Source organism: Brachybacterium nesterenkovii (genome assembly GCF_900163655.1).
Lineage (GTDB): Bacteria > Actinomycetota > Actinomycetes > Actinomycetales > Dermabacteraceae > Brachybacterium > Brachybacterium nesterenkovii.
Map to the genome: position 1 here is coordinate 19,076 of NZ_FWFG01000016.1, position 23,848 is coordinate 42,923.

Genomic DNA, 23,848 nt, shown 5'->3' on the forward strand with positions numbered 1-23,848 from the left:
CATCGAACCACGGACGAGGAGCACCGCTTGCCATCGCATATCGAGCAGGACGAGAGCGCAAGCTCCTCCGGTCTGCCGCGATGGCACCGCATCCTCCTGGGCATCGTCATGGTCGCGTATGCCCTGCTGACCCTCACCGGCACGACGACCTCCTCGATCGGCACCAGATTCCTCACGGTCGACCGGGCGCACGATCTGAACCTCCTCGGGTCGCCGCAGCTGATCCGCTCCGACGAGTACAACGTCGGGACGCCGATCCAGCTCTCGATGCTCGCGACGGGCGGCGCGCCGAGCCTCTCCCCCCTGGGCGCTGAGGCATCCCTCGTCCACCGCTACCCGGTGGGACCGTTCCAGACGCTCGCCTTTTGGGACGTGCTCCCGTACCACCTGTCCGGCATCGTCCCGGACGCGATGCTGTTCGCGGCGCACTGGTGGCTCCCGAGCCTGCTGGTGCTGGTGTGCATGCCCTCCTGGATGCATGCCATGGGCGGCTCCCGCTCGATGGGGTGGCTCGCAGGCGTGCTCGTCGTGCTCGCTCCCTCGAACTTCTGGTGGTCCCTGCAGCCGACGCAGCAGACGGCCTACATCCTGGCGGGATGCACAGCCCTCCTCTCGGCCGGGCGGCGCCTCGAGTCCGGGCAGCGGCTGATGCCGGTGCTCCTGGTCGCCGTCGGCGGCATCTGCATCGCCGGCATGCCGAGCAACTACCTCCTGTGGTCCCTCCTCCTCGGCGGCGGGATCCTCCTGGCCACCACGGTCCGCGTCCTGGCCGCAGGATCGAAGGCCCAGATCATCGCCCTGGTCGCCACGGGGGTCCTCGCCGCCGGCCTCGGCGCGGGCGTCCTGTGGGAAGGTCGCGCGGGCCTCGAGGCGCTCGGATCGACGCTGTACCCGGGGCACCGGCGCTCGAGCGCCGCGGCCCTCGACGCGGGCCAGGTCTTCGGTGCCCCGCTGCTCTCCGCCCTGGCCGCAGGAGACCCCGCCGAATCGAACGCGAGCGAGCTGTCGAGCGCCTACTCCGTGGCCCTCCTCCTGATCCCCTTCGCCTGGGTCATGAGCACGACCAGGGTCCGCAGCCGCGCCCGAGCCGGGGAGATCGCCCTCGCCGCATGGGGCGGCCTGTGGCTCCTGTGGGCTTTCGTGTCCCTCGGCGACCTCGGGGAGATGATCCCGATCGCGAGCTCGGTGCCCCCTGTCCGAGCCGCGCAGTCGATCGGGATCATCGGGACAACCGCTCTGTGCCTGGCCCTGTCCAGCGCACGCCGGAGCGACACCGGCATCGCACTGCTCGGCGCGTCGACGGCGGCCTTGGCGACCGTGCGCGCGGGCTCGGTCCTCGAGGCCGGTCCCCTGCCGGACCTGAACGTCCTCATGGTCTGGATCGCGGGTGCCCTCGTCGGCCTCATCGCGTTCCTGCTGCTCCACGAGGGCCGCCTGCGCCCCTGGATCCGGATGACCGGCCCGATCCTCGCCACGGTGTGCGCCGTCCTCGTCGTCGCGAGCGCCTCCCCGCTGCAGGCGGGCCTCGGCGATCTCCGAGGGAGCGCGACCGCCGAGCACCTCCGCGCGGAGGGCGCTGCCGCTCGCGCGGAGGGATCGCTGTGGGTCACCGACGATTCCGACGTCGACGTCATCATGCTCGCCAACGGGGTGCCCTCGCTCTCGGGCCTGCAGAGATCCGGCCCGGACGTGGAGTTCTGGGAGCGGCTCGATCCCGACCACGACTTCGAGGTGGCGTGGAACCGCGGCGGCGGCTACAGCGCGTTCGGCTTCGAGCCGGGGGCCCAGCCCCGCGTCGAGACGGACGGCTTCGACTACATCCGAACGGTCGTCGATCCGTGCGACCTGATCGAGCTCGTCCCCGAGGTCACTCACGTCGTCTCGGAGAACGATCTCTCCGCCAGCACGTGCCTCTCGCCGACGGAGACGATCCGCTGGTCCGGGAAGACCTACACCATCTACACCGCGGAGAGCACGTCATGACGGATTCGGCTGAGCAGCATGACGGCGTGTCCCGTCGCGCGCAGATCATGCTCCTCCTGGCCTCGGTCGGGGGCGCCGTCAGCAACTTCGGCATCCTCTTCGTCTCGGCCAAGGTGCTCGACGTCCAGGAGAACACCGAGTTCCTCGTGTTCTGGTCGCTCATGTTCGGACTGTTCGGAGTGCAGTCGGGCCTTCAGAACGAGGCGACCCGCGCGACCACGAACCCCTCGCCGCGCGGTGCCCGCGCCCTCGTCACGGGGACGATCATCGGGACCGTCTCCCTCGCGGTCCTGGCCGCGACCGCGGTGCTGTGGGCTCCCAGGATGCTGCCGCTGTCACCCCTTCCCGGTGCAGCGACCGTCTGCCTCCTCGGGATGCTCTACCCCCTATACGTCACGATGGTCGGAGCGCTCGGCGGATCCCGTCGCTGGGAGACGTACGGACTGACGCTGCTGACGGAGGTCGGCGTCCGCGTCGCTCTCGTCCTCGCGATCGCCGCCCTCGGCCTCGGCCTGGCGGGCTTCGAGATCGCGAGCGCGGGCGGGATCCTCGCCCTGGTGCTCCTGCCGGCGCTCTCCCCCGCGGCGCGTCGTGCCCTCGCCCGCCGCGCCGACGTCCCCGTGGGGCGAGCCCTCCGCAATGCAGGGTGGGCGATGACCTCGACGACCTGCACGGCGCTCCTCGTCACCGGTTACTCCGCGCTCGTCGCTGCCGTCGCCCCTAACGCCTCCCTCGGCGACCGGGGTCCCGCGGCCGCCGCGGCCCTCATGGGTGCCTGCATGCTCGCCGTCTCCCTCACCCGCGCGCCGCTGATGATGCCTCTGACGGCGTTCGTCGGCGTCGCGATCAGCGCGTTCACGAAGCACACCGGGACCGTGCGGGAGGCCGTGGGACGCCCGTTCCTGATGCTCGGCGCCCTGGGCCTCGTGGGAGCCTGCGCTGCGTGGCCCATCGGGCCATGGGCTCTGCGGCTGTTCAAGCCCGAGTACGACCTCCCCGGCTGGTACCTCGCCTCCCTCACCGCGTCCAGCACCCTCATGGCATGGCTGACGATCCTCGGCGCCCTGGCCCTCGCCACCAACCGCCACCGTCTCTACCTGGGGGGCTGGTGCCTCGCCTCTGCCGTCGCGATCGGCTGCCTCGTGCTGCCGCTCCCCCTGCTCGTGACCACGACGCTCTCGCTCTCACTGGGGCCGGCACTGGGGTGCCTCCTCTTCTGGACGGCGCTCACACGGCCCCGCGCGCATGCGCTCGATACCGACCCTGCCCCGGAGGTGCTCCCATGATCGATCGTCTCGACATCCTCATCCCCTACTGGGGCGACCCCGCGTTGCTGCGCGAGACGGTCGACTCGGTGCTCGCGCAGGAGGACCCGCGCTGGCGCCTGACCGTCATCGACGACAACTACCCCGGCACCGCCGCGCGCGAAATGCTCGCCGCGATCGACGACGAGCGCGTGCGGTACATCCGCAAGGACGCCAACGAGGGGATCATCGCGAACTTCCGCTCGTGCGTGGAGGTCGCGGAGGCGCCGATCATGGCGATGCCCGGCTGCGACGACCGCCTGCTGCCCGGTTACGTGGGCGAGATCCTCGCGACCGCGGAGCTCTTCCCGCTCGCCGCGGTGATCCAGCCCGGCGTGCGCGTGATCGACGAGGACGGCGAGCCCGCGCGCACCCTCCCGGATCTCGTGAAGGACAGGGTGGTTAAGCCCTCCGGCCGCGGCCGGCAGGTCCTCGCGGGCGAGCGCCTCGCGGTGTCCCTCCTCCACGGGGACTGGCTGTACTGGCCCTCGCTGGCCTTCCGCACGGACCGCATCAAGGCCGTGCCGTTCCGCGACGAGTACCCGATCATCCTCGACCTCGCCCTCGTGCTGGACATGGTCTTCGACGGCGACATGCTCGTGAGCACGCCCGCGGAGGTCTTCGAGTACCGGCGCCACGGGTCGAGCCTGTCGAGCGAGAAGCTGACCGACGGCAGCCGCTTCGACGACGAGCGCGACTACTTCCGGGGCGCGGCGGCGCAGGCGCAGGCCCTCGGCTGGCATCGGGCCGCCCGCGCGGCCCGATGGCACCTCACCTCACGCGCGTACGCCGCGCTCACCCTCCCCCGGGCCCTCCGGGGCCGCGACCGGGACGGCGTGCGCGCCCTTGCCCGGCACGTGCTGACGGTCTGAGAGCTGACGGGCTGAGGGTGCCGCCGTCGCCGCCTCTAGTCGCTCGAGGCGGCGTTCCAGGCGCTCATGGGCCAGGCGTGCCATCGCGGCCTCCTCAGCGAGCACGCGGGTCTCGTCCTCGAGGGTCGACAGCTCGAGGCTCAGATGCAGCGTGACCCCGAGCAGCAGCAGCATCCCGAGCAGGAACAGCAGGTTCGAGGGGACGGCGAACCCGAGCGCCGTCGCGACGCCGTGCAGCAGGGGCGGGAAGACCGCGAGCACCAGCACGGTGACGCCGACGACGATCCACAGCAGCGCGTACTTCTCGCGCAGCACACGACTGCGCAGCAGGCGCAGCACGAGCGCGACGATGATGAGCGCGAGGACGAGGAAGAAGACGGTGGTGCGCATCAGTCCTCCTTCCAACGATGGCGATCGGCGCCCACGCGACGACGGGTCATGGCGAGAGCCAGGGCGAAGAACGAGCGCAGGAGGTAGATCGCGGCCTTCACCGGGTTGTTCGAGGGTGTGCCGGCTTGGCGGGGTCGCATCTCGACGGGCACCTGGGTGACCGTGAGCCCGGAGCGGACGGCCACCACGAGGGAGTCGATGGTGTCGCCCAGGTACTCGGCCGGGTAGTGCTCGCAGTACTGGGCGATCGCGCGGCGGTTGCCGGCGCGGAAGCCCGAGGTCACGTCGGTGAGCCGGGTCCGGGCGATGCGGGAGATGACGGCGGCGAGCACGACCATCGCCCAGCGCCGCGGCCCCTTGGCCTCGTAGGTGCCCTTCTCGGCGAAGCGGGCTCCGATCGAGATGTCCGCGCGCTCGAGGCCGTCGAGGACGGCGAGGATGTCCCGGGGGTCGTGCTGGCCGTCCGCGTCCACCTGGATCGTGCGGTCGTAGTCGTGGCGCCGGGCGTACTTGTACCCGGCGCGCATGGCCCCGCCCACCCCCAGGTTGTGGGGCAGCTGGAGGACGCGAGCTCCTGCCTCGGTGGCGACGGCCACGGTGCGGTCCTCGGAGCCGTCGTCGACCACGAGGACGTCGACCTCGGGGAGGGCGGTCCGCAGCTCTCGCAGGGTGTCCGCGATCGCCTCCTCCTCATTCCACGCGGGCATGATGACGAGGGTGCGCGGGCGCGCTGCGGCTTCCTGCTGGGAGGTCACTGACTCACGGTAACGAGGGCGCTCCACGAGGTCACCCGGGCGAATCCGGATATTCCTCGTCTTCCAAACATGATCCTCCGCACTTCCTCTTCCGCATTCCCGCGACCGCACTGCTCCTGGATCGGAATCACGTCCCATCCCCCGCGCTTCGGGCGCAACCGGACGACCCTTTCGAACTACCATCACGCCATGCCACCCGCTCGCTGCCTCTCCGCGCCCCAGCGCAGGGCCTCCGTCCTCCTCGCATTCGTGGCCGCGACTGCCGTGACCCTCCTCCTCCACCGACAGGTGTTCGCCGGTCTCGTCCCATCGAGACTGCCCACGATGTACGACAACGACCAGCTGGGCTATCTCGCGATCGTGACGAATGTGGCGCACGGGCATGCGGCCGCGCTCGAGCCGGACACCCTCAGCGGCATCAATCCGTACTCCAGCGGCTACTACACCGCTGTCGGCCTCGTAGCACGGGTGCTCGGCATCGCTCCCGTGACTGCATGGAACAGCGTCTCGCTGCTGCTGCAGATCATCGCGTTCGGGACCCTCGGCGTGAGCATCGCGGTGGTGTCCCGCCGCCCCTGGGCGGCTGTCTTCGGGCCGCTCGTCATGATCACGGGGTGCGGGGCGTGGATCCAGACCGGAGCCTGGCTCCTCCCGATCAATCACCAGGGCGCCCTGTGGGGCCCCTTCGGCGTCCTGTTCCCGCAGAACGGCGAGACTGCCGGGCTGTGCGCGATCGTCACCGGCATGGCCCTGCTGGGACTCGCTCTCGGCCGACCCCAAATCCCGGTGAATCTCCGCCGTCTCCTGATCCTGGCCGCATGCGCATGCGCGGGTGCCGCCGCCAACTTCCAGACCTACGGCTTCCTCACCGGCGCATACGTCGTGAGCGCGGCTGTCGCCGCATCCGCACTGTGGCACTGGCGCGCCGCGCGAGCCGCCGTCGCATCTCTCGTGCTCCTGCTCGTCGTGGTGCTCGTCGGCCCCGTTGTCGCCGGCGTCGGCGGAACGCTCGCCGCCCTCGTCTTCGGGCTCATCCCGATGGTCCCCGGTGCAGTCGTCCTCGTGCGCCGTATCGGTCCGGCGGTCATCGCGTACCCCCTCGCGTATGCGGCGTGCGCCGCCCCGATGATCCTGTCGACCCTGGCCGTCCGCGACACCCCGTTCATGAAGTACCGGGTCTCGAGCAACATCGCGCTGGGCGTCACGAGCTGGCCCACGGTCGGCGCGAGCGCTCCCCTGCTCCTGCTGATGATCGCGGTCGCCGTGGCAGGGATCCGGCGCGGGGATGCGATCGCGGCCGGGGTCGGCACATCGTTCCCGATCGCCTGGCCGCTCGTGGCGCTGAACGACCTGTGGGGCGCCAACGCTGAGCCCTACCGCTTCTGGATCGACGCTCACCTTCTGGGTCTCGTCCTCCTCGTCCTCGCGCTGGCTCGACTGTCGCGTCCCGCGACGGCGATCGCGTCGGCACGGCGTGCCGCCAGGGCGTGGGATCCCGGTACCCGCGGGGCGCACCTCCGCCGTGAGGCGCCCGAGTCTCTCCCGGCCCCTGCGCGTGGTCGACGGCGTCCGCCCGTGGCGCTCATCGCCGTCGCCGCCCTGCTCTGGGCCATGTCGCTCGGCGACGTCTACTCCTATCTCCGGGACACCAACATCGCCGACACCTGGGACCCGGGGTCCGAGAGCTCGAAGCAGATCATCGCCGCCGCCGGCGAGATCAGTCCCGCGGACGGGCGACTGTGGAGCACCGCGTGCCTGGACTCGCGGCGCGTCAAGATCCTCACCGGCGCGCCGGTGGCCCGGTACCACCTGGGCATGGCCTGGCCCGATGATCGCGAGGCCGTCGACCGCGCGATGCAGGCGAGCGAAGCGCGGAGCATCGACCCCGAGGTGCTGCGCGGGGCCCAGGTGCGCTGGGTCCTCACGAACGACACGTGCGATCCGGCACTGCAGGCACCCTTCGAGAAGATCCGCACGGTCGGTGATGTGACGCTGTGGGAGCTGTCGGGCTGACGCCGCCGGTGCACGATCCCGCCGGGCCGCTCCCCTCCGCCGTCACCCCGCCCACGGTGACGTACCGTGTCCTCACCCGCTCTCCTCCGCTCCCCACCTCCCCGGAGACCCCATGCCCTGGCTGCTCGACGCTCTCGCGCTCCTCGCCGCGACAGCGGTCCTCATGCTGTCCGGACTCGCCGTCACGCGGCCCCTGCGGCTCGGCGCCCTCGCGACGGCGGCGCTGACGGCCCCGTGCTCCATCGGGATCATCGTCGTCGCGGCCGAGGCGAGCGCCTTCATGCGCATCCCCTGGACCCCGCTGTCGCCGCTGCTGCTGGCCGCCGCCATCGCCCTCGCCCTGTCGGTCCCCGCCCTGCGCCGCGAGGGCCTCTCGCTGGCCGCCCTGGCCGACCCGCGCCTGCCGTCACCGCGGGAGCTCGGCGCCCTCGGCGTCGCCAGCGCTCGGAGCCTCGCGCGGCGGGCGCGCCGCGACCCTTGGTCCTTCTTCGCGGCGAGCGCCGGCGAGCGCACCGCCATGGTCACGGGCCTGGTCGCGGGCGGCGGGATCCTCGGGCTGCGGATGCTGTCGATGATGGGCTCGCTGCACGCCGTCACCTAGACCTACGACGGGATCTTCCACCTCAACGCAGTGCGGCGGATCCTCGATCTGGGCTCCGCCTCCGCCTGGACAGTCGGCTCCCTGTCCACCGAGCCGGGCACCGCGACCTTCTACCCCGCGGCCTGGCACCAGACGACGAGCCTGATCGCGCAGCTGTGCGGCGGGGACATCGTCCGTGCGACCGACGCCCTGCTGCTGCTCGTGACCGCGGTCGTGTGGCCGCTCGGGCTGGTGCTCCTGGTCCGCACCTGCACCTCGGCCGGGCCGCTGGGCCTCGCCGCCACCGGGCTGCTGTCCTCGGTCTCCCTGGCCTTCCCCATGGCCCCGTCGTCCTTCGGGATCCTCCTCCCGTACACGCTGGCGATCACGATGGTGCCCGCGGCGCTGACGATGCTGGTGCAGCTCCTCGACTGGAACGACTCGCCCTCCCCCTCCCGCTCGGTCCTCTCGCCCCGGCAGATCCTCCTGCTGGTCCCGCCGGTGGGCATCGCGGTCGCGCTCGCGCATCCGCAGGCGGTGCCGACCCTCATCGTCCTGGGGCTGCCGATCGTGCTGTGGTCGACGTGCCTGCGCGTCGCGCGGTGGGGCGAGGGTATCGCCGCGCGACGGGCCGCCGTGATCGCTCTCGCCGGCGCGCTCGCGGTCTTCATCGTCTGCGGCCGCGTGTGGGAGTTCGTCCGCCCCGCCCGGTCGTCGGCCGGCTGGGAGCCCACCTCGAGCGTCCCCGAGGCGATCGGCCAGACCCTGTCGCTGCAGACCCTCGGCGGCTCGCCGTGGCGGCCGCTGGGCCTGCTGGTGATCGCGGCGGCCCTGAGCACGCTGCTGCTGAGCCGGGACGGATGGATCGTCGCCTCCTGGGTCTGGGCGGTGCTGCTGGCCGTCGTGGGTCTCTCGATGCGGGACCTGGACTACCGGTACGTGAACACGGGCGCCTGGTACAGCGACATCAACCGCGTCATGGCGGTGCCCGTCATCGCGGCGATCCCGATGCTCGCCCTGGGCCTGGACGCCGCGGCCCGCGCCCTGGCCCGGGCGCGCGTGCTGCCGCGCACCGCCATGGCACCGGTCGCCGGGGTCTGCGTGATCCTGCTCGTCCTGGGCCCGGGCGCGTGGACGCCGAGCGCCGCCGAGCGCTACCGCCACGAGTACGCGCCGTGGTGGCAGAACCAGGGGTTGCTGTCCGATGACGAGTGCGAGCTCATCGAGGAGGACGTCCCGCGCCTGGTCCCCGAGGGAGAGACCCTGGCCGTCGACCCGTGGGACGGCGGCGCGCTCGCCTACGCGCTCGCGGACTATCCCGTGATGGCGCCCTTCGCTATCGGGCACCGTTCTCCCGAGGTCGAGGTGCTGACGCACCGCCTGTAGGACATCGACACCGATCCGGCCGTGTGCGACGCGGCCGCGACCCTGGGGATCCACCACGTGCTCGATTTCGGGCCGACCGAGCTGTGGGGCACGGAGTTCAAGTTCCCCGGCATCGACGCCGTGGGCGATGACCCCGCCGCGGCGACCGAGGTCGCCCGGCGCGGGGACGCCGCGCTGCTGCAGCTGCAGCCGTGCACCCGCTCCGACGGCTCCACCTGGGGCTGAGCGCCCCGCCCCGCGGTGGGACAATGGCCCCATGACCTCCGCCGCGCCCTCCGTCCCCTCCGCGTCCTCCCCCGCCGTCCCCTCCGCCGAGGACCTCGCCTTCGCCCGCGATCTCGGGGCCTTCGTCACGGCATCGCCGTCGTCGTTCCATGCGGCCGCGGAGGCCGCGCGGCGCCTCGAGGCCGCGGGCTTCACCGCGCTCGACGATCGCGAGGAGTGGAGCGCGGCCGATGTCCGCGGACGCCGCTTCGTGGTCCGCGACGGCGCGTTCATCGCCTGGATCGCGGCCGACGGCGCCGATGCGGGCACGCCGTGGCGGATCGTCGGCGCGCACACGGACTCCCCCGCCCTCAAGCTCAAGCCGAACCCGCGCCTGGGGGCTGAGGGCTTCGCCCAAGCGGGCGTCGAGATCTACGGCGGGCCGCTGCTGAACTCGTGGCTGGACCGGGATCTGCGCCTGGCCGGGCGCCTCGTCCTGCGCGACGGCTCCGTGCACCTGGCCGCGACGGGCCCGGTCGCGCGCGTGGCCCAGCTGGCCGTGCACCTGGACCGCCAGGTCAACTCCGAGGGGCTGAAGCTCGACCCGCAGCGTCATCTGCAGCCGATCCTGGGCCTGGGCGAGATCGACCCCGTGGCCCTGCTGGCCGAGGACGCGGGCGTGGACGCGGCCGAGGTCGTCTCCTGGGACGTGGTGACCGTCGACTCCCAGGAGCCCGCCGTGATCGGCGCCCGCGGGGAGCTGTTCGCCTCCGCCCGCCTGGACAACCTGTCCTCGACGCACGCGTGCCTGCGCGCCCTGCTCGACCTCGCCGACGCGGATGCGACGGGTCCCGCAGGCGCCGACGCGGATGCCGAGGCGGACGCCGATGCCCCCATCTCCCTGCTCGTCGCCAACGACCACGAGGAAGTCGGCTCGGACACCCGCTCCGGCGCGGGCGGCCCCTTCCTCGAGGACGTGCTGGTGCGGATGCACGCGGTCCTCGGCGGGGACGACGCCTCGCGTCGCCGCGCCTTCACCCGCTCCATGGTGCTGTCCTGCGACGCCGGGCACGCCGTGCACCCCAACTACCCCGAGCGCCACGATCCCGTCAGCCGCCCCTGTCTGGGCAGCGGCCCGCTGCTGAAGATCAACGCGCAGCAGCGCTACGCGACCGACGCCGTGGGCGCCGCCGAGTTCGCGCGCGCGTGTGAGGCCGCCGACGTGCCCTTCCAGGAGTTCGTCTCCAACAACGCGATGCCGTGCGGCTCGACGATCGGGCCGATCACCGCGACCCGCCTGGGCATGACGACGATCGATGCGGGGATCGCGCTGCTCTCGATGCACTCGGCGCGCGAGCTGTGCGCCGTGGCCGATCCGCGCCGCCTCTCCCTCGCGGCGTCCGCCTTCTGGCGGCCGTGAGTGCGGCGCCTGCTGCTCACGGGGCTCCCGCTCCTGCTCGCGGCCCTCGGCCTGGCGATCCTGCACCCGATGGCGGGCTCCCCCGACGAGAACGCGCATCAGCGCTACGCCTACGCGGTGGTCACCGGGCAGCTGCCCGTCGGCCCTGAGCAGCAGGTCCTCGTCCCCGCATACCTCGTCGCGGAGGGCCCGGAGTGCTGGCGCTTCGAGCCCGGCATCCCCGCGTGGTGCGCGATCGAGGACGACCCGATGTCCGCGGCCGGCTCCGAGCCGGTCCGGACGGTCACCCAGGCGGCGAACTACCCGCCGCTGTACTACGCGATCATCGGCTGGCCGCTGCGCCTGCTCGAGGGGCACGCCGCGGTGCTCGCCGCCCGCGCCCTCTCGGCCCTCGTGCTGTGCGGCCTCGCCGCGGCGGGCGCCGTCGCCCTCGCGGGCCGCGGGGCGCCCGACGCGCGCGCCCTCGCCCTCCCCTGGCTGCTGACCCCGGGGACGCTCGCGCTCGCGGGGGCGATCAACCCCCAGGCCCTCGAGATCGGGGCGGCGCTGCTCATGGCCGGCTGCGCCTGGCCGCTCGCGCGCGGGGCCTCGGCCTCCCGCGGCCGGTTCGTCGGGGCGGGCGCCGGCAGCGCGCTGCTGATCCTGTCCCACCCCTCCGGGCCGATCTGGGCGGTGCTCATCGCCCTCATCGCCTGCGTCCTCGCGTGGCCCCGCCGCCGCGATCTCCTGCGCCGACGGGCCCTGTGGGGCGTCGTCGCGGCGTGCGTGATCGCGTGCGGGGCCTGGCTCGCCTGGCGTCTGGCGACCGCGCAGACCGCGGCCTACGCCGACACGGCCGGTCGGCCGGACTGCAGCTGGCTGTGCGTGGCCGGGCACATCGGCTCCCAGGCCTGGCCGTTCGCGCGCACCACCATCGGGGTCACCGGCTGGCACGACGCCTGGATCCCCCTCCCCGCGGCCATCGCCTGCCTGCTCCTGCTCGCGGCCCTCGCCGCGGCGGCGCTGCGACGCGGCACCCGGGCGGAGCGGATCGCCCTGGTCCTCGGAGCGGTCCTGCTGCCGGTCTCGGCGATCGTCATCGAGCACCAGACCGTCGCTGACGCGGGCTTCATGTGGCAGGCCCGCTACGCCCTCCCGCTCGTGCTGCCGCTCATCTGGCTCGCGGCGGACATCGCGCTGGCTCCCGCCGCGACCGAGGAGGGCGCCCTCCGGCTGCGCCGCGGGCTCGCCGCAATCGTCGTCGTGCAGGGCATCGGGCTGCTCGCGCTCGCGGGCTTCGCGGCCGCGCGGTTCTGGATCGGGATCGATGCCGAGGATCCGGGACGCCTGCCCGCCGCGGCGGTCGTGGGCCTCGTGATCCTCGCGGCGACGGTGCTCGGCGCGGGAGCCGCGACCATCGCGCGGGGTCGCGCCCTGCCCGCGGCCTGAGGGGCGGGCCGCTCAGCCGGGCGCTGTCAGCCCTCGGCCGGGAAGCCGGCGAGCTCGCGCACCTGCGCCTGCGCCTCGCGCGCGATGACGGCGGTCGCGTCCTCGGGGCCGCTGGCCCGCTCGGCGTCCTTGACCAGCTCGTCGACCTGGTAGAGCGCCTCGTCGAGACGGCCGGCGCGGGCCACCGCGACGGCCTGGCGGGCGCGGACGTCGACGACCGCCGGATCGGTCGGCTCATGGTCGGCGAGGAGGCCCAGCAGGCGGGAGTAGCCCTCGCCGACCTGCGCCTCGGCGTCCGGCGTCCGGGCTCCAGGCATCTGCGCTCCAGGCGTCTCGTTCAGGGCAGGTCGATCGGGCATGTCCCCTCCTGGGCGGTCTCGGCGGGTCCGGTGACGGCGGGCGCGCTCACGGCGGCCAGGCGGGCCAGCTCGGCCTCCACCACGGCCACGGAGTGCTCGGTCACGGCCAGCATCGACGGGTGCCCGGGCGGGACCGTGCGGTCCAGGCGCATCCACCCGGCCGGCACGGACTCGGGGCCCTGCGTGGGCTCCTCGTCGCCGGAGATGTCGATGCCGAAGATGGTGTGGAACGCCTCGACGAACTCGTCGGCGCTGCCCTCCTGCGCGAGGCGCCGGGCCCGCGCGGTCGGCGAGTGCATCACCTTGGCGAGGATGCGCCGCACGGATCGCTCGACGTCATCGGCGGTATCGGGGTTCTCGCGGCGCAGGCGCGCGACCTCGGCGTCCGCGGCGGCGTCGACGGTGCGGCGCAGGGCCGCCATCGCGGGGTCGACGCGGCGGAACTCCAGGCGGGAGCGGAAGTGGTCGACGCCCTCGGCGACGATCGCTCTCGCCTGGGCGAGCGCGGGCAGGGCGTGCTCATCGGCCTGCACGGTCAGGTCGGTGAGGTCCAGGACGCGCACGTCGCTGAGGTGGCGCACGAGCGGGTGGAGGTCGGAGTGCAGCGCGAGGTCGAGGATGAGCGTGGGTCCGACGCTCAGGAACGCCTCGGGGAACAGGCTCGTGCCGCGACCGGAGCAGGCGAGCACGAGGTCGGCCTCGCGCAGCACCTGCCCCAGCTCCTCGGCGGCGATGGCCTCGACGCCCTGGCGCTCGGCGAAGGCGATCGCCCGGCCCGAGGCGGAGTGGACGCGCACGCGACCGGCGCCGCGGCGCACGAGGTCGGCCACGCCCAGGCGCGCGTAGGCACCGGTGCCGATCACCAGCACGTCGGCGTCGCGCAGGGGGCCGATGATCTCGGCGGCGCGGTCGAGCGCGATGGCGACGCCGCTGCGTCCGGCGACGCCGACGGGGGTCTGCGAGGCGACCTGCTTGGCGAAGCGGAAGCCGATCTGGAAGAGGTCGTTGAGCATCGCGGTCGTGTGCCCGGCCTGCTGAGCGCGCTGGAAGGCGAGGCGCACCTGGCCGGCGATCTCGCCCTCCCCCAGCACGATGGAGCGCAGGCCCGCGGTGACCTCGTAGAGGTGCTCGGCGACGGCCGCGCCCATCGCGGCCTCCATGCACAGGGCGATCTGCTCGAGCCGCAGTCCGCTGGTGGCGGCGATCGCGCGGGCGACGACGTCCACGCCGTCGTGGAAGCGGTGGGCGTCGAGGTAGACCTCGAGGCGGTTGCAGGTGGAGACGACCACCCAGCCGGCCAGCGGCGGCTCCGCCGGCGGATCCGGCTCCGCGACCGCCGCGGGCTGAGCGGCATTGAGCTGCTCGATCACGTGGGGCAGGTGCTCGGATCCGCGCGTGAGGGCGTCGAGCACCCCGAGATCGAGGTGCTCGTGGGTGGCGCGGAGGGCGACGAGCATGGCTCCCATCGTAGGCCGCAGGGACCTTGGTCCGTCCCAGGCGACGGAGGCCCGGTGAGGCGTCCCACACCCGCTTCGGCGAGGATCCGGCGGCGCGCCGCCGGGCCATGCACAATGGACGGACGATGGAGAAGAACAGCACGTCAGAGACCATTTTTCACGACGCGACGTCAGATCCCGAGGCGTCCGCGTCGGCGGGGCCGTCCGCGCTCCCGACCGCCGCCCCGGGCGAGCCCGCGGGCGCCCTCCCGGCCGAGCATCCGGCCTACCGCGACGCCGCCGCGGGCGGGACGTCCGACGCGCCGCTGCTGCGGCAGTACCGCGGCGAGCGGTCCAGCGGGCCGGACGAGCGCGCGAGCGTGTGGTTCATGCGCCAGGCCGGGCGCTCCCTCCCGGAGTACCGGAAGGTCCGCGAGGGCATCACGATGCTCGACTCGTGCGTGCAGCCCGAGCTCGTCGCCGAGATCACCGTGCAGCCCGTGCGCCGCCACCGCGTGGACGCCGGCATCTTCTTCTCCGACATCGTCGTGCCCGCGATGCTGGCCGGGCTCGACGTCGAGATCCAGCCGGGCCGCGGCCCCGTCTTCGCCCACCCGATCCGCACCGAGGCCGATATCGACGCCCTGCCCCCGCTCGGCGACGCCTTCGAGGAGGCGCTCGCGCCGATCCGCGAGAGCGTCCGCCTGACCGTCGCAGAGCTGGGCACCACCCCGCTCATCGGCTTCTGCGGCGCACCCTTCACCGTCGCCTCGTACATGGTCGAGGGCGGGCCCAGCCGCGACCACCTGCGCACCCGCGCCCTCATGCGCGACCGCCCCGAGCTGTGGGACCGCCTCGCGGCCTGGGTCGCCGAGGCCTCCGGGCGCTTCCTGCGCGCCCAGGTGCTCGCCGGCGCCTCCGCCGTGCAGCTCTTCGACTCCTGGGTCGGCTCCCTGTCCGAGGAGGTCTACCGCGCCCACGTGCTGCAGCACTCGGCCGCGGTGCTCGGGGCCGTCTCCGACCTGCCCGTCCCGCGCATCCACTTCGGCGTGGGCGCCAGCCACCTGCTGGGCGCCATGCACGATGCGGGCGCGACCGTGATGGGCGCAGACCACCGCATCCGCCTCGATCACGCGATCGACGCGCTCGGCGGCGGCGTGCCCGTGCAGGGCAATATCGATCCCGCCGTGCTGTTCACCGGCGAGGAGGCCCGCTTCGCCGAGGCCCGCGCCGTGCTCGAGCGCGGCGCCGCGGCCCCGGGGCACGTGGTGAACCTGGGCCACGGCGTGCCGCCCGAGACCGATCCGCAGGTGCTCACCGACCTCGTCGCCTTCCTCCACGAGACGGCGGGCGCTGCGAGCGGCGGCGCACGGGCATGACGCGCTCCGTCCTGGTCGTCGGCGCCGGCATCTCCGGGCTGCTCGCCGCGCGCCGCCATGCCCTCGCGGGCGACGCGGTCACGCTGGTCGAGCCCGAGCCCGTCGTGGGCGGGGCCGTCGCGGCCACGACCTTCATGGCCACGCACGTCGCGAGCAGCGACCGCGCCGCCGCCGAGACCGAGGCCGAGACCAAGACCGAGACCGAGACCGACGGTTCCACGGCCCTCACCGACCTCGAGATCAACGCCGGTGCGGAGGCCTTCTCGGTCACCTCGGGCGCGGTCGAGGAGCTGCTGGACCAGCTGGGCCTGGCCGATGCCGTGGTCTCCCCCGCCGCCGGCCGCGGCAGCCGTCTCGTCTCCGACGCCGGCTCCCTGCCCTCCCCGCGCGGCGGCCTCCTGGGCATCCCCGGGCGTCCGCTCTCGCGCGAGGTCCGCACCGTGCTCGGCCCCGTCGGGGCCCTCCGCGCCGCCGCGGACCGCCTGCTGCCCGCCTCGGTCGGGCTGCGTCCGGGCGTGACGATCGGGCAGTACGTCCGCACGCGCATGGGCCGCCGCGTCGTCGAGCGCCTCGTCGCGCCGGTCGTCGGCGGCGTGCACTCCGCCGATCCGGAGACCCTCGAGCTCACCGCGATCCAGCCGCGCCTGCCCGCCGCCGTCCGCGAGCACGGCTCCCTGGCCGCCGCGGTCCGGGCCCTGCGCCCGGGCACGGGCACCCCGACGGGGAACGGCGCCGCGACGGGGCGCGCCGCGACCACGACAGGGCGCGGCGCAAGCGCGACGGGCGGCGCGAAGACCCCGGGCACGGCCGTCCGGTCGATCCGGCCGACGATGGCCGAGCTGCCCCGCGCCCTCGAGCGCACGCTGCGCGAGCACGGCGCCCGGATCCGCATCGGCGTCGGCGTCGTGTCCGTGACGCGCAACGCGCCGGGCGGTGGAGACGGCGACGGCTTCCCCGGCGCCGCGGGCATCCCCGCCGCGGCCGACGGCCCCGCCGCCTGGAGCGTCCGCCTCGACGACGACAGCTCCCTGCACGCCGACGTCCTCGTCCTCGCCTGCCCGCCGGACGTCTCGGCCCGTCTCCTCCGCGGATCCGAGCCCGAGCTCGCCGCCGCGATCCCCGAGGCCCCGTCCTCCCCCGTCCGCCTCGTCGCCCTGGCCCTCGACGCGCCCGCTCTCGACGACGCCCCCTCCGGGACCGGCGCCCTCGTGGCCCCCGGCACCGAGGCGGTCCGCGCTAAGGCCCTCACCCACGCGAGCGCCAAGTGGGACCACGTGCGCGAGGCCGCCCGCGGCTGCGGCGAGCACCTGCACGTCGTGCGCCTGTCCTACGGGCGCCCCGGCGAGGAGCTGCCCGCGGACGACACCGCCCGCGAGCAGACCGGCGGACGCTCGGCCCTCGTGGATCGCGCCCTGGCCGATGCGTCGTTCATCCTGAGCACGCCGCTGACCCGCGAGCACCTGCGCGGCGCCCGCGCGATCACCTGGGACCGCGCCATGCGCCAGGCCAAGCCCGGACACCGCGAGGCCCTCGAGCGCCTGGGCGCCCTGCTGGAGCCCCGCACGGACCTCGAGCTCGTCGGCTCCTGGCGGGACGGCACGGGCCTGGACGCGATCGCCGCCGCCGAGCGGCGCCGCCTGGCCTCTGACCTGCCCAGCGACACGACCGCGCCCGAGCCCCCATCACCCCCGAGCGCTCCGCCCGAGCCCACATCACCCGCGGCAGCACCGCCCGACCCCGCATCACCCCAGTCCGCCTCACCCGAGACATCGCAGTCCACCCCCACGGAAGGATCCGCAGCATGACCGAGCAGACCGCCCCCCAGGCCCACCAAGGCGCCCCCGCCGAGACCGCGGCCGATGCCGCGCAGGGCACCGAGCTGATCCGCTACACCTCGTACACCGTCTTCACCCGCATCGGCGCCCCCGGCGTGACCGAGCGCGACGCGCTGGCCGCGGAGATCACCCGCGCCGTCGAGGCCATCGAGGCGCTCGGCGTGACCGTGCGCGGCCTCTACGACGCCTCCGGCTTCCGCCCCGAGGACGACGTCATGCTGTGGCTGATCGCCGAGAAGCCCGAGGACCTCCAGCACGCGCTGCGGATCTTCGAGCGCTCGCAGGCGGCCGACGGGCTGGTCCGCGCGTGGAGCGCCGTCGGCGTGCACCGCGACGCCGAGTTCACCCGCTCCCATGCCCCCGCGTTCATGTCCCCCTCGCGCACCCCGCACGAGTGGGTCACCGTCTACCCCTTCACCCGCTCCTACGACTGGTACCTGCTGCCCGAGGACGAGCGCCGCGAGATGCTCATCGAGCACGGCAAGCTGGGCCGCGACTACCCGCAGGTGCACGCGAACACCGTCGCCGCGTTCGCCCTGGGCGACTGGGAGTGGCTGCTGTCCTTCGAGGCCGCGGACCTCCACGACCTCGTCGACATGATGCGCCACCTGCGCTACTCCAAGGCGCGCCTGCACGTGCGCGACGAGCTCCCCTTCCACGTGGGCCGCCGCCTGGCCGAGGCCGGCGACGTCGCCGACATCCTGCTCTGATATCGAGGACCGCATCATGGCCACCGCCCTTCCCGAGCGCCCCGCCCCGGAGGCGCTCATCGCCCCCCTCGTGCCCGGCACCGAGGACGACACCCACCGCCGCCGCGCCCTGCCCCGCGAGATCGACGCGATCGTCTTCGCCTCCTTCGGCGGCCCCGAGGGCCAGGACGACGTCCTGCCGTTCCTGCGCAACGTGACCCGCGGCCGCGGGATCCCCGACGAGCGCCTCGAGGAGGTCGCCGGGCACTACCGCGCCCTCGGCGGGAAGTCCCCGATCAACGATCAGAACCGGGCGATGATCGCCGCGCTCGAGACCGCCCTGACCGCGCGCGGCATCGACCTGCCCGTGTACTGGGGCAACCGCAACTGGGAGCCGTACATCGAGGACACCATCCGGGCCGTTCACCGCGACGGGCACCGCCATGCGCTGGGGATCGTCACCAGCGCGTACTCGTCGTACTCCTCGTGCCGCCAGTACCGCGAGGACTTCGGCAAGGCGCTCGTCTCCGCCGGCCTGCTGGGCAAACTGACCGTCGACAAGATCCGCGTCTATTTCGACCACCCGGGCTTCCTCGATCCCGTCGTCGACTCGGTCCGCTCCTGCCTCGCGGAGCTCGCCGCCGAGGGGCACGACTCTGCGCGCACGCGCGTGCTGTTCTCGACCCACTCGATCCCGACCGCGATGTCGCTGGCCTCGGGGCCGGAGGAGACGCGCGGCAGCGAGGGCGAGGGCGGCTGGTACGTGGCCCAGCACCTCGCGGCCTGCCGCTACGTCATGGAGCAGCTGGGCGCACCCGCCGACGGGAATGCTCCGGGTGCGCTGCCCGCGTGGGAGCTCGTCTACCAGTCCCGCTCGGGCGCCCCGCACATCCCGTGGCTCGAGCCCGACGTCAACGACGTGATCGAGCGCGTGAAGACCGACGATCAGGCCGATGCCGTGGTCGTGGTGCCGATCGGCTTCGTCACCGACCACGTCGAGGTGGTGTGGGACCTGGACACCGAGGCCAAGGAGACCGCCGCGGAGCAGGGCCTCGCCTTCCGCCGCGCCGCGACCTCAGGGGCGGACCCCCGCTTCATCGAGGCCCTGGTGGACCTCATCGAGGAGCGCCTGCGCGAGGGGGTCGAGGTCCGCGAGGTCACCGACTTCGGCGGCACCCCGGACGTCTGCGGCGCCTCGTGCTGCCTGAACGGCTCGCCCCGCGCGAGGATCGCGCCGACCACCTCGGCGATCGACTCGGGCGAGGACCTCGTCGCGGCCGAGGCATCCGCGCAGCGGTCCTCGGATCAGAAGGAGCCTGCGTGACGGCCCTGCGGGTGGGCACCCGCGCCTCTGCGCTCGCGCTCGCGCAGTCCGGGCAGATCGCCCGGGCCGTCGCGGCGCACCTGCCGGGGGCGGACATGGAGCTCGTGCACGTGGCCACCCACGGGGACGTCGACCGTGAGAGCCCGCTGGCGCAGATCGGCGGCACGGGCGTCTTCGTCACGGCCGTGCGGCGGGCGCTGCTGAACGGGGAGGTCGACGCGATCGTCCACTCCGCCAAGGACCTGCCGACGGCCCCGGCCGATGGCCTCGCGATCGCGTGCATCCCCGCGCGTGAGGACGTCCGCGACGCCCTGTGCGCCCGCGACGGTCTGACGCTGGCCGCGCTGCCGGAGGGCGCGAGCGTGGGCACGGGCTCACCGCGCCGTGCGGCCCAGCTGCTGCGCCGCCGCCCCGACCTGCGCATCGTGGCGATCCGCGGGAACGTGGACACCCGCCTGGCCCGCGCGCAGGGGCCCGATGCGGATCTCGACGCCGTGGTGCTCGCGGCCTCGGGGCTGCGGCGCCTGGGCAAGGAGGGCGTGATCACCGAGCTGCTGGATCCTGATGTCATGCTGCCTGCGCCCGCGCAGGGGGCCCTCGCGGTCGAGATCCGCACCGGGGACCTCGACGGCGAGCTGGGCGCGGCCATGCGCGCGGAGGACGACCCGTCCACCCGCGCCGCGGTCATCGCCGAGCGCACGCTGCTGCGCACCCTGGAGGCGGGCTGCTCCGCCCCGGTCGGTGCGCTCGGCACCCTGGAGGCGGGCACGCTGCGCCTGCGGGCCCTCGCGGTCTCCCCCGACGGGACGCGCGTGATCGACGGGGACATGACCTCGGCGCTGGATGCCGAGGCGCTGGGGATGACGGTGCATGACGAGTCGACCGCGGGGATGTCGGAGGGACGTGAGACCCTCGAGGAGATCGCCGCCGCCCTGGGCGAGCGCCTGGCCGCGGACCTCCTGTCCCGTGGCGCGGGCGATCTGCTGAGCGCGGCGGCCGTCGAGGTCCGCACCGGTTCCGCGTCCCCGTCCGCGGCATCCCCGGCCGCGGCGGCGTCGGCCGTTCCCGTCGCTCCCCGTTCCGAGCCCGCCCAGGAGTCCTGATGACCGCATCGCCCGCGCCCCGCAGCACCGGCCCATCCGCCGATGGCGCGGCCGACGGCGGCCCCGCAGACGCAACAGCTCCGCGCGTCCTGCTGCCGCGCCCCGCGGGCGCCGGGGCGGACCTGATGGAGCGCCTGCGCGAACTCGGGTGCGCGCCCGAGCACCACCCCTTCATCGAGCTCGTCCCGGAGACCGACACGGATATGCGCGAGGCCGTCGAGGATCTCGCCTCCGGTGCATTCTCCTGGCTGGTCATCACCTCCTGCGCGGTGTTCGATGCGCTCGACGCTTTCGACGGCTCGGACTCCGCCGTCGCGCGCGGCGTCTCCTGGTCGGTGCCGGAGGGCACGCGCGTGGCGGTGGTCGGCGAGGGCTCGGCGGCGTGCGCGCGCGAGCGGGGTATCGAGCCCGACCTGGTCGCCCACGGCTCGGGGAAGGCCCTCGTCGCCCGGATGCCCGCCCCCGCCGCGGGCGATGCGCGCCCGGTGCTGTTCCCGGCGTCGTCGGCCGCCGCCGCGACCGTGCCCGAGGGCCTGCGCTCGCTCGGGTACGCGGTGCGCCAGGAGATCGCCTACCGGCCGAGATCCACGAGCATCGACCCGGCCGTCGTGCAGGACCTCGCGACCGCTCACTACGCCGCGATCGTGCTGACCAGCTCGATGATCGCGCGCCTGGCCGCGGCCCTGCCCATCCACCTGTCCACGCAGGTCGTCACGATCGGCGCGCCCACCACGGCCGCCGCCCGCGAGGCGGGCCTGCGCGTGGACGTCGAGGCCGAGGCCCCGACGCCCGACGCCCTGGCGCGCGCCGTCGCGACCGCCCTGCACCCCACGGAGGACCACCCCGCATGAGCCCCGATCCCACTCCCCCGACGTCGGCCCCGACCGGTGCGACCTCGACCGCACTGGGCGCGAATCCCCTGCTGAGCCCGATCGACCGGCCGCGCCGCCTGCGCGCCACGGGCGCGGTCCGGGCGCTCGTCCGCGAGCACACCCTGCGCTCGCGGGACCTGATCCTGCCGATGTTCGTGCGCGAGGGCATCGAGACGGCGCAGCCCATCGCGTCGATGCCCGGCGTGCTCCAGCACACCGAGGACTCCCTGGTCGCGGCGGCCCGCGAGGCCGTCGAACGCGGGGTGGGCGGCCTCATGCTGTTCGGCGTGCCCGAGGCCAAGGACGCGGTCGGCTCCGGCGCGACCGACCCTGCCGGGGTGCTGAACCGGGGCCTGGCGCGCCTGCGTGAGGAGCTGGGCGATGCCACCGTGATCATGGCCGACACCTGCCTGGACGAGTTCACCGACCACGGCCACTGCGGCGTACTCGATGCGCGCGGGGCCGTCGACAACGACGCCACGCTCGAGCGCTACCGCGAGATGGCGCTCGCGCAGGCCCGCGCGGGCGCGCACATGCTGGGTCCGTCGGGGATGATGGACGGCCAGATCGCCGCGATTCGCGACGCCCTGGATGCCGAGGGCTTCACCGACGTGTCCCTGTTCGCGTACACCGCCAAGTACGCCTCGGCATTCTTCGGCCCGTTCCGCGACGCCGTCGGCTCCTCCCTGCAGGGGGATCGCCGCACGTACCAGCAGGATCCGGCCAACGGCCGCGAGGCGCTGCGGGAGCTCGAGCTGGACGTGGCCGAGGGTGCGGACCTGGTGATGGTCAAGCCCGGCCTGCCCTATCTCGACGTGCTGCGGGACGTGGCCCAGGCCTCGCCCGTGCCGGTGGGCGCCTACCAGGTGTCCGGCGAGTACGCGATGATCGAGGCGGCCGCCGCGAACGGCTGGGTGGATCGCGAGCGCACCGTGCTGGAGTCCCTGCTGGCCTTCCGCCGCGCGGGCGCGACCTGCGTGCTTACCTACCATGCGAGCGAGGCCGCCGGGTGGCTGCAGGGCGGCCTGCCCGAGCACCTGGCCGAGTTCGCCTGACCGCTCTCCGTCCTGAGGAGGACCCCATGACCGAGACCCCCGCCGCCCGCGGCGCCCTGTCCGAGGAGCTGTTCACGCGCGCCCGTCGCGTGATCCCCTCGGGCGTGAACTCCCCCGTCCGCGCCTTCGGCTCCGTGGGCGGCACCCCGCCGTTCATCGCCGAGGCCGCCGGCGCGTACCTGCGCGACGTCGACGGCCGTGAGTACGTGGACCTCGTGGGCTCGTGGGGCCCGATGATCCTGGGCCACGCGAACCCGCGCATCGTCGAGGCGGTCCGCGAGGCCGCCGGGCGCGGCCTGTCCTTCGGCGCGCCGCAGGCGGGCGAGGTGTCGCTCGCGGAGGAGATCATCTCCCGCATCCGGCCCGTGGAGTCCGTGCGCCTGGTCAACTCCGGCACGGAGGCGACGATGACGGCGCTGCGCCTGGCGCGCGCCGCCACCGGCCGCGACGTGATCGTGAAGTTCGCCGGCTGCTACCACGGCCATGCGGATGCCCTGCTGGCCGAGGCCGGCAGCGGGGTCGCGACCTTCGGCATGCCCGGCTCCGCGGGCGTGACCGCGGCCAGCGCGAAGGACACCCTGGTGCTCCCCTACGGCGATGCCGAGGCTGTGCGGGCCCTGTTCGCCGAGCGCGGCAGCGAGATCGCGGCGATCATCACCGAGGCGGCGCCCGCGAACATGGGCGTCATCGCCCCGCCGACGGTCGATGCCGGGGACGGCTCGGGCGCACGCATCGGTTTCAACCGCTTCCTGGCCGAGACCGCGCACGCCCACGGCGCGCTGCTGATCTCCGATGAGGTCCTCACCGGTTTCCGGGCCGCCCGCGAGGGCTACTACGGCGTCGACGGTCCGGCGCCGGGCACGGCGGACGGCGACGCCTGGGCGCCGGATCTCATGACCTTCGGCAAGGTGATCGGCGGCGGCCTGCCCGTGGGCGCCTTCGGCGGGCGCGAGGACGTGATGGCGCTGCTGGCACCGGCCGGCCCCGTCTACCAGGCCGGGACGCTGTCGGGGAACCCGCTGGCCACGGCCGCGGGCCTGGCCACCCTCGAGGGGCTGGACGATGCGGCGTACGCGGCGATCGCCAAGACCTCGGAGCTGCTGCAGGGCCTGGTGGGCGATGCCCTCGCCGAGGCGGGCGTGCCGCATGTGGTCCAGCGGGCCGGGACGCTGTTCTCGGTGTTCTTCCGCGAGGCCCCGGTGCGCGGCTACGCCGACGCGAAGGCCCAGGACACCGCGGCCTTCGGGCGCTTCTTCCACTCGCTGCTGGACTCGGGCATCTACCTGCCGCCGTCGGCCTTCGAGGCATGGTTCCTCTCCACCGCGCACGACTCCGAGGCCATCGACCGCATCGCCGAGGCGCTGCCCGCCGCGGCCCGCGCGGCGGCGGAAGGCTGAGGCGGCTTCCCGTCCAGAGATTGCAGTGAGAGAGCAGACGCCTCGGATATGACGGGGCGCGTGC

The 23,848-nt window shown here is 73.9% G+C and carries 18 protein-coding genes and 1 pseudogene; 15 read left to right on the forward strand and 4 right to left on the reverse strand.

Going from position 1 to position 23,848, the window contains the following annotated elements:
• Positions 1-27 precede the first annotated feature (27 nt).
• Genes FM110_RS01895 through FM110_RS01905 form a run of 3 tightly spaced genes read left to right on the forward strand, consistent with a single transcriptional unit; the run spans position 28 to position 4,159 of the window.
• Positions 28-1,983: a DUF7657 domain-containing protein gene (locus FM110_RS01895; protein WP_087102137.1), complete on the forward strand. Its 1,956-nt coding sequence runs from the start codon at positions 28-30 to the stop codon at positions 1,981-1,983.
• The gene (locus FM110_RS01900; RefSeq protein WP_087102139.1) at positions 1,980-3,269 is read left to right on the forward strand and encodes a hypothetical protein; all 1,290 of its coding nucleotides are present in this window, start codon (positions 1,980-1,982) and stop codon (positions 3,267-3,269) included. Before FM110_RS01895 ends, FM110_RS01900 begins: the two co-directional genes overlap by 4 nt.
• Positions 3,266-4,159, forward strand: coding sequence for a glycosyltransferase family 2 protein (locus FM110_RS01905; protein WP_087102141.1), 894 nt, complete (start codon positions 3,266-3,268; stop codon positions 4,157-4,159). Before FM110_RS01900 ends, FM110_RS01905 begins: the two co-directional genes overlap by 4 nt.
• Here FM110_RS01905 and FM110_RS01910 read toward each other — a convergent pair.
• Entirely contained in the window at positions 4,064-4,549 is a 486-nt protein-coding gene (locus FM110_RS01910; protein WP_087102143.1) for a DUF2304 domain-containing protein, read from the reverse strand. The two genes, FM110_RS01905 and FM110_RS01910, sit on opposite strands and share 96 nt — an antisense overlap.
• Positions 4,549-5,256, reverse strand: coding sequence for a glycosyltransferase family 2 protein (locus FM110_RS01915; RefSeq protein ID WP_234991840.1), 708 nt, complete (start codon positions 5,254-5,256; stop codon positions 4,549-4,551). Before FM110_RS01915 ends, FM110_RS01910 begins: the two co-directional genes overlap by 1 nt.
• Positions 5,257-5,493: 237 nt before the next feature.
• On the opposite strand from FM110_RS01915, the gene FM110_RS01920 reads away from it, so the two are divergent.
• The 4 genes and pseudogenes from FM110_RS01920 (at position 5,494) to FM110_RS01945 (ending at position 12,335) form a co-directional block, all read left to right on the forward strand.
• A complete protein-coding gene (locus FM110_RS01920; RefSeq protein WP_143276209.1) occupies positions 5,494-7,317 on the forward strand; it encodes a hypothetical protein in 1,824 nt (607 codons plus the stop codon).
• Between the two features lie 163 nt (positions 7,318-7,480).
• Positions 7,481-9,508 (forward strand): annotated as a pseudogene (locus FM110_RS01930) (DUF6541 family protein).
• Between the two features lie 31 nt (positions 9,509-9,539).
• Complete coding sequence (locus FM110_RS01940; RefSeq protein WP_087102156.1) at positions 9,540-10,907, forward strand: M18 family aminopeptidase; 1,368 nt, start codon at positions 9,540-9,542, stop codon at positions 10,905-10,907.
• Entirely contained in the window at positions 10,908-12,335 is a 1,428-nt protein-coding gene (locus FM110_RS01945) for a DUF2142 domain-containing protein (RefSeq protein WP_087102158.1), read from the forward strand.
• Between the two features lie 26 nt (positions 12,336-12,361).
• Here FM110_RS01945 and FM110_RS01950 read toward each other — a convergent pair whose 3' ends face one another.
• Positions 12,362-12,694 (reverse strand): hypothetical protein, encoded by a 333-nt coding sequence (locus FM110_RS01950; RefSeq protein WP_143276210.1) that lies wholly within the window; start codon positions 12,692-12,694, stop codon positions 12,362-12,364.
• Complete coding sequence (locus FM110_RS01955; RefSeq protein ID WP_087102162.1) at positions 12,673-14,151, reverse strand: glutamyl-tRNA reductase; 1,479 nt, start codon at positions 14,149-14,151, stop codon at positions 12,673-12,675. Before FM110_RS01955 ends, FM110_RS01950 begins: the two co-directional genes overlap by 22 nt.
• 125 nt (positions 14,152-14,276) lie before the next feature.
• On the opposite strand from FM110_RS01955, the gene hemE reads away from it, so the two are divergent.
• Genes hemE through hemL form a run of 8 tightly spaced genes read left to right on the forward strand, consistent with a single transcriptional unit; the run spans position 14,277 to position 23,784 of the window.
• Positions 14,277-15,509, forward strand: a complete 1,233-nt coding sequence (gene hemE, locus FM110_RS01960) for a uroporphyrinogen decarboxylase (RefSeq protein WP_087102186.1) — start codon at positions 14,277-14,279, stop codon at positions 15,507-15,509.
• The gene (locus FM110_RS01965) at positions 15,506-17,314 is read left to right on the forward strand and encodes a protoporphyrinogen/coproporphyrinogen oxidase (RefSeq protein WP_087102165.1); all 1,809 of its coding nucleotides are present in this window, start codon (positions 15,506-15,508) and stop codon (positions 17,312-17,314) included. The genes hemE and FM110_RS01965 overlap by 4 nt, the downstream gene beginning before the upstream one ends.
• The gene (gene hemQ, locus FM110_RS01970) at positions 17,311-18,054 is read left to right on the forward strand and encodes a hydrogen peroxide-dependent heme synthase (RefSeq protein ID WP_087102167.1); all 744 of its coding nucleotides are present in this window, start codon (positions 17,311-17,313) and stop codon (positions 18,052-18,054) included. The genes FM110_RS01965 and hemQ overlap by 4 nt, the downstream gene beginning before the upstream one ends.
• A 16-nt stretch (positions 18,055-18,070) precedes the next feature.
• Positions 18,071-19,357 carry a ferrochelatase gene (locus FM110_RS01975; RefSeq protein ID WP_087102168.1) on the forward strand — a complete coding sequence of 429 codons (1,287 nt, stop codon included), beginning with the start codon at positions 18,071-18,073 and terminating at the stop codon, positions 19,355-19,357.
• Positions 19,354-20,460 (forward strand): hydroxymethylbilane synthase, encoded by a 1,107-nt coding sequence (gene hemC / locus FM110_RS01980; RefSeq protein ID WP_087102170.1) that lies wholly within the window; start codon positions 19,354-19,356, stop codon positions 20,458-20,460. The genes FM110_RS01975 and hemC overlap by 4 nt, the downstream gene beginning before the upstream one ends.
• Positions 20,460-21,311, forward strand: coding sequence for a uroporphyrinogen-III synthase (locus tag FM110_RS01985; RefSeq protein ID WP_087102172.1), 852 nt, complete (start codon positions 20,460-20,462; stop codon positions 21,309-21,311). The genes hemC and FM110_RS01985 overlap by 1 nt, the downstream gene beginning before the upstream one ends.
• The gene (gene hemB, locus FM110_RS01990) at positions 21,308-22,387 is read left to right on the forward strand and encodes a porphobilinogen synthase (RefSeq protein ID WP_087102174.1); all 1,080 of its coding nucleotides are present in this window, start codon (positions 21,308-21,310) and stop codon (positions 22,385-22,387) included. Before FM110_RS01985 ends, hemB begins: the two co-directional genes overlap by 4 nt.
• 26 nt (positions 22,388-22,413) lie before the next feature.
• Positions 22,414-23,784: a glutamate-1-semialdehyde 2,1-aminomutase gene (gene hemL, locus FM110_RS01995; RefSeq protein WP_087102176.1), complete on the forward strand. Its 1,371-nt coding sequence runs from the start codon at positions 22,414-22,416 to the stop codon at positions 23,782-23,784.
• Positions 23,785-23,848 lie beyond the last annotated feature (64 nt).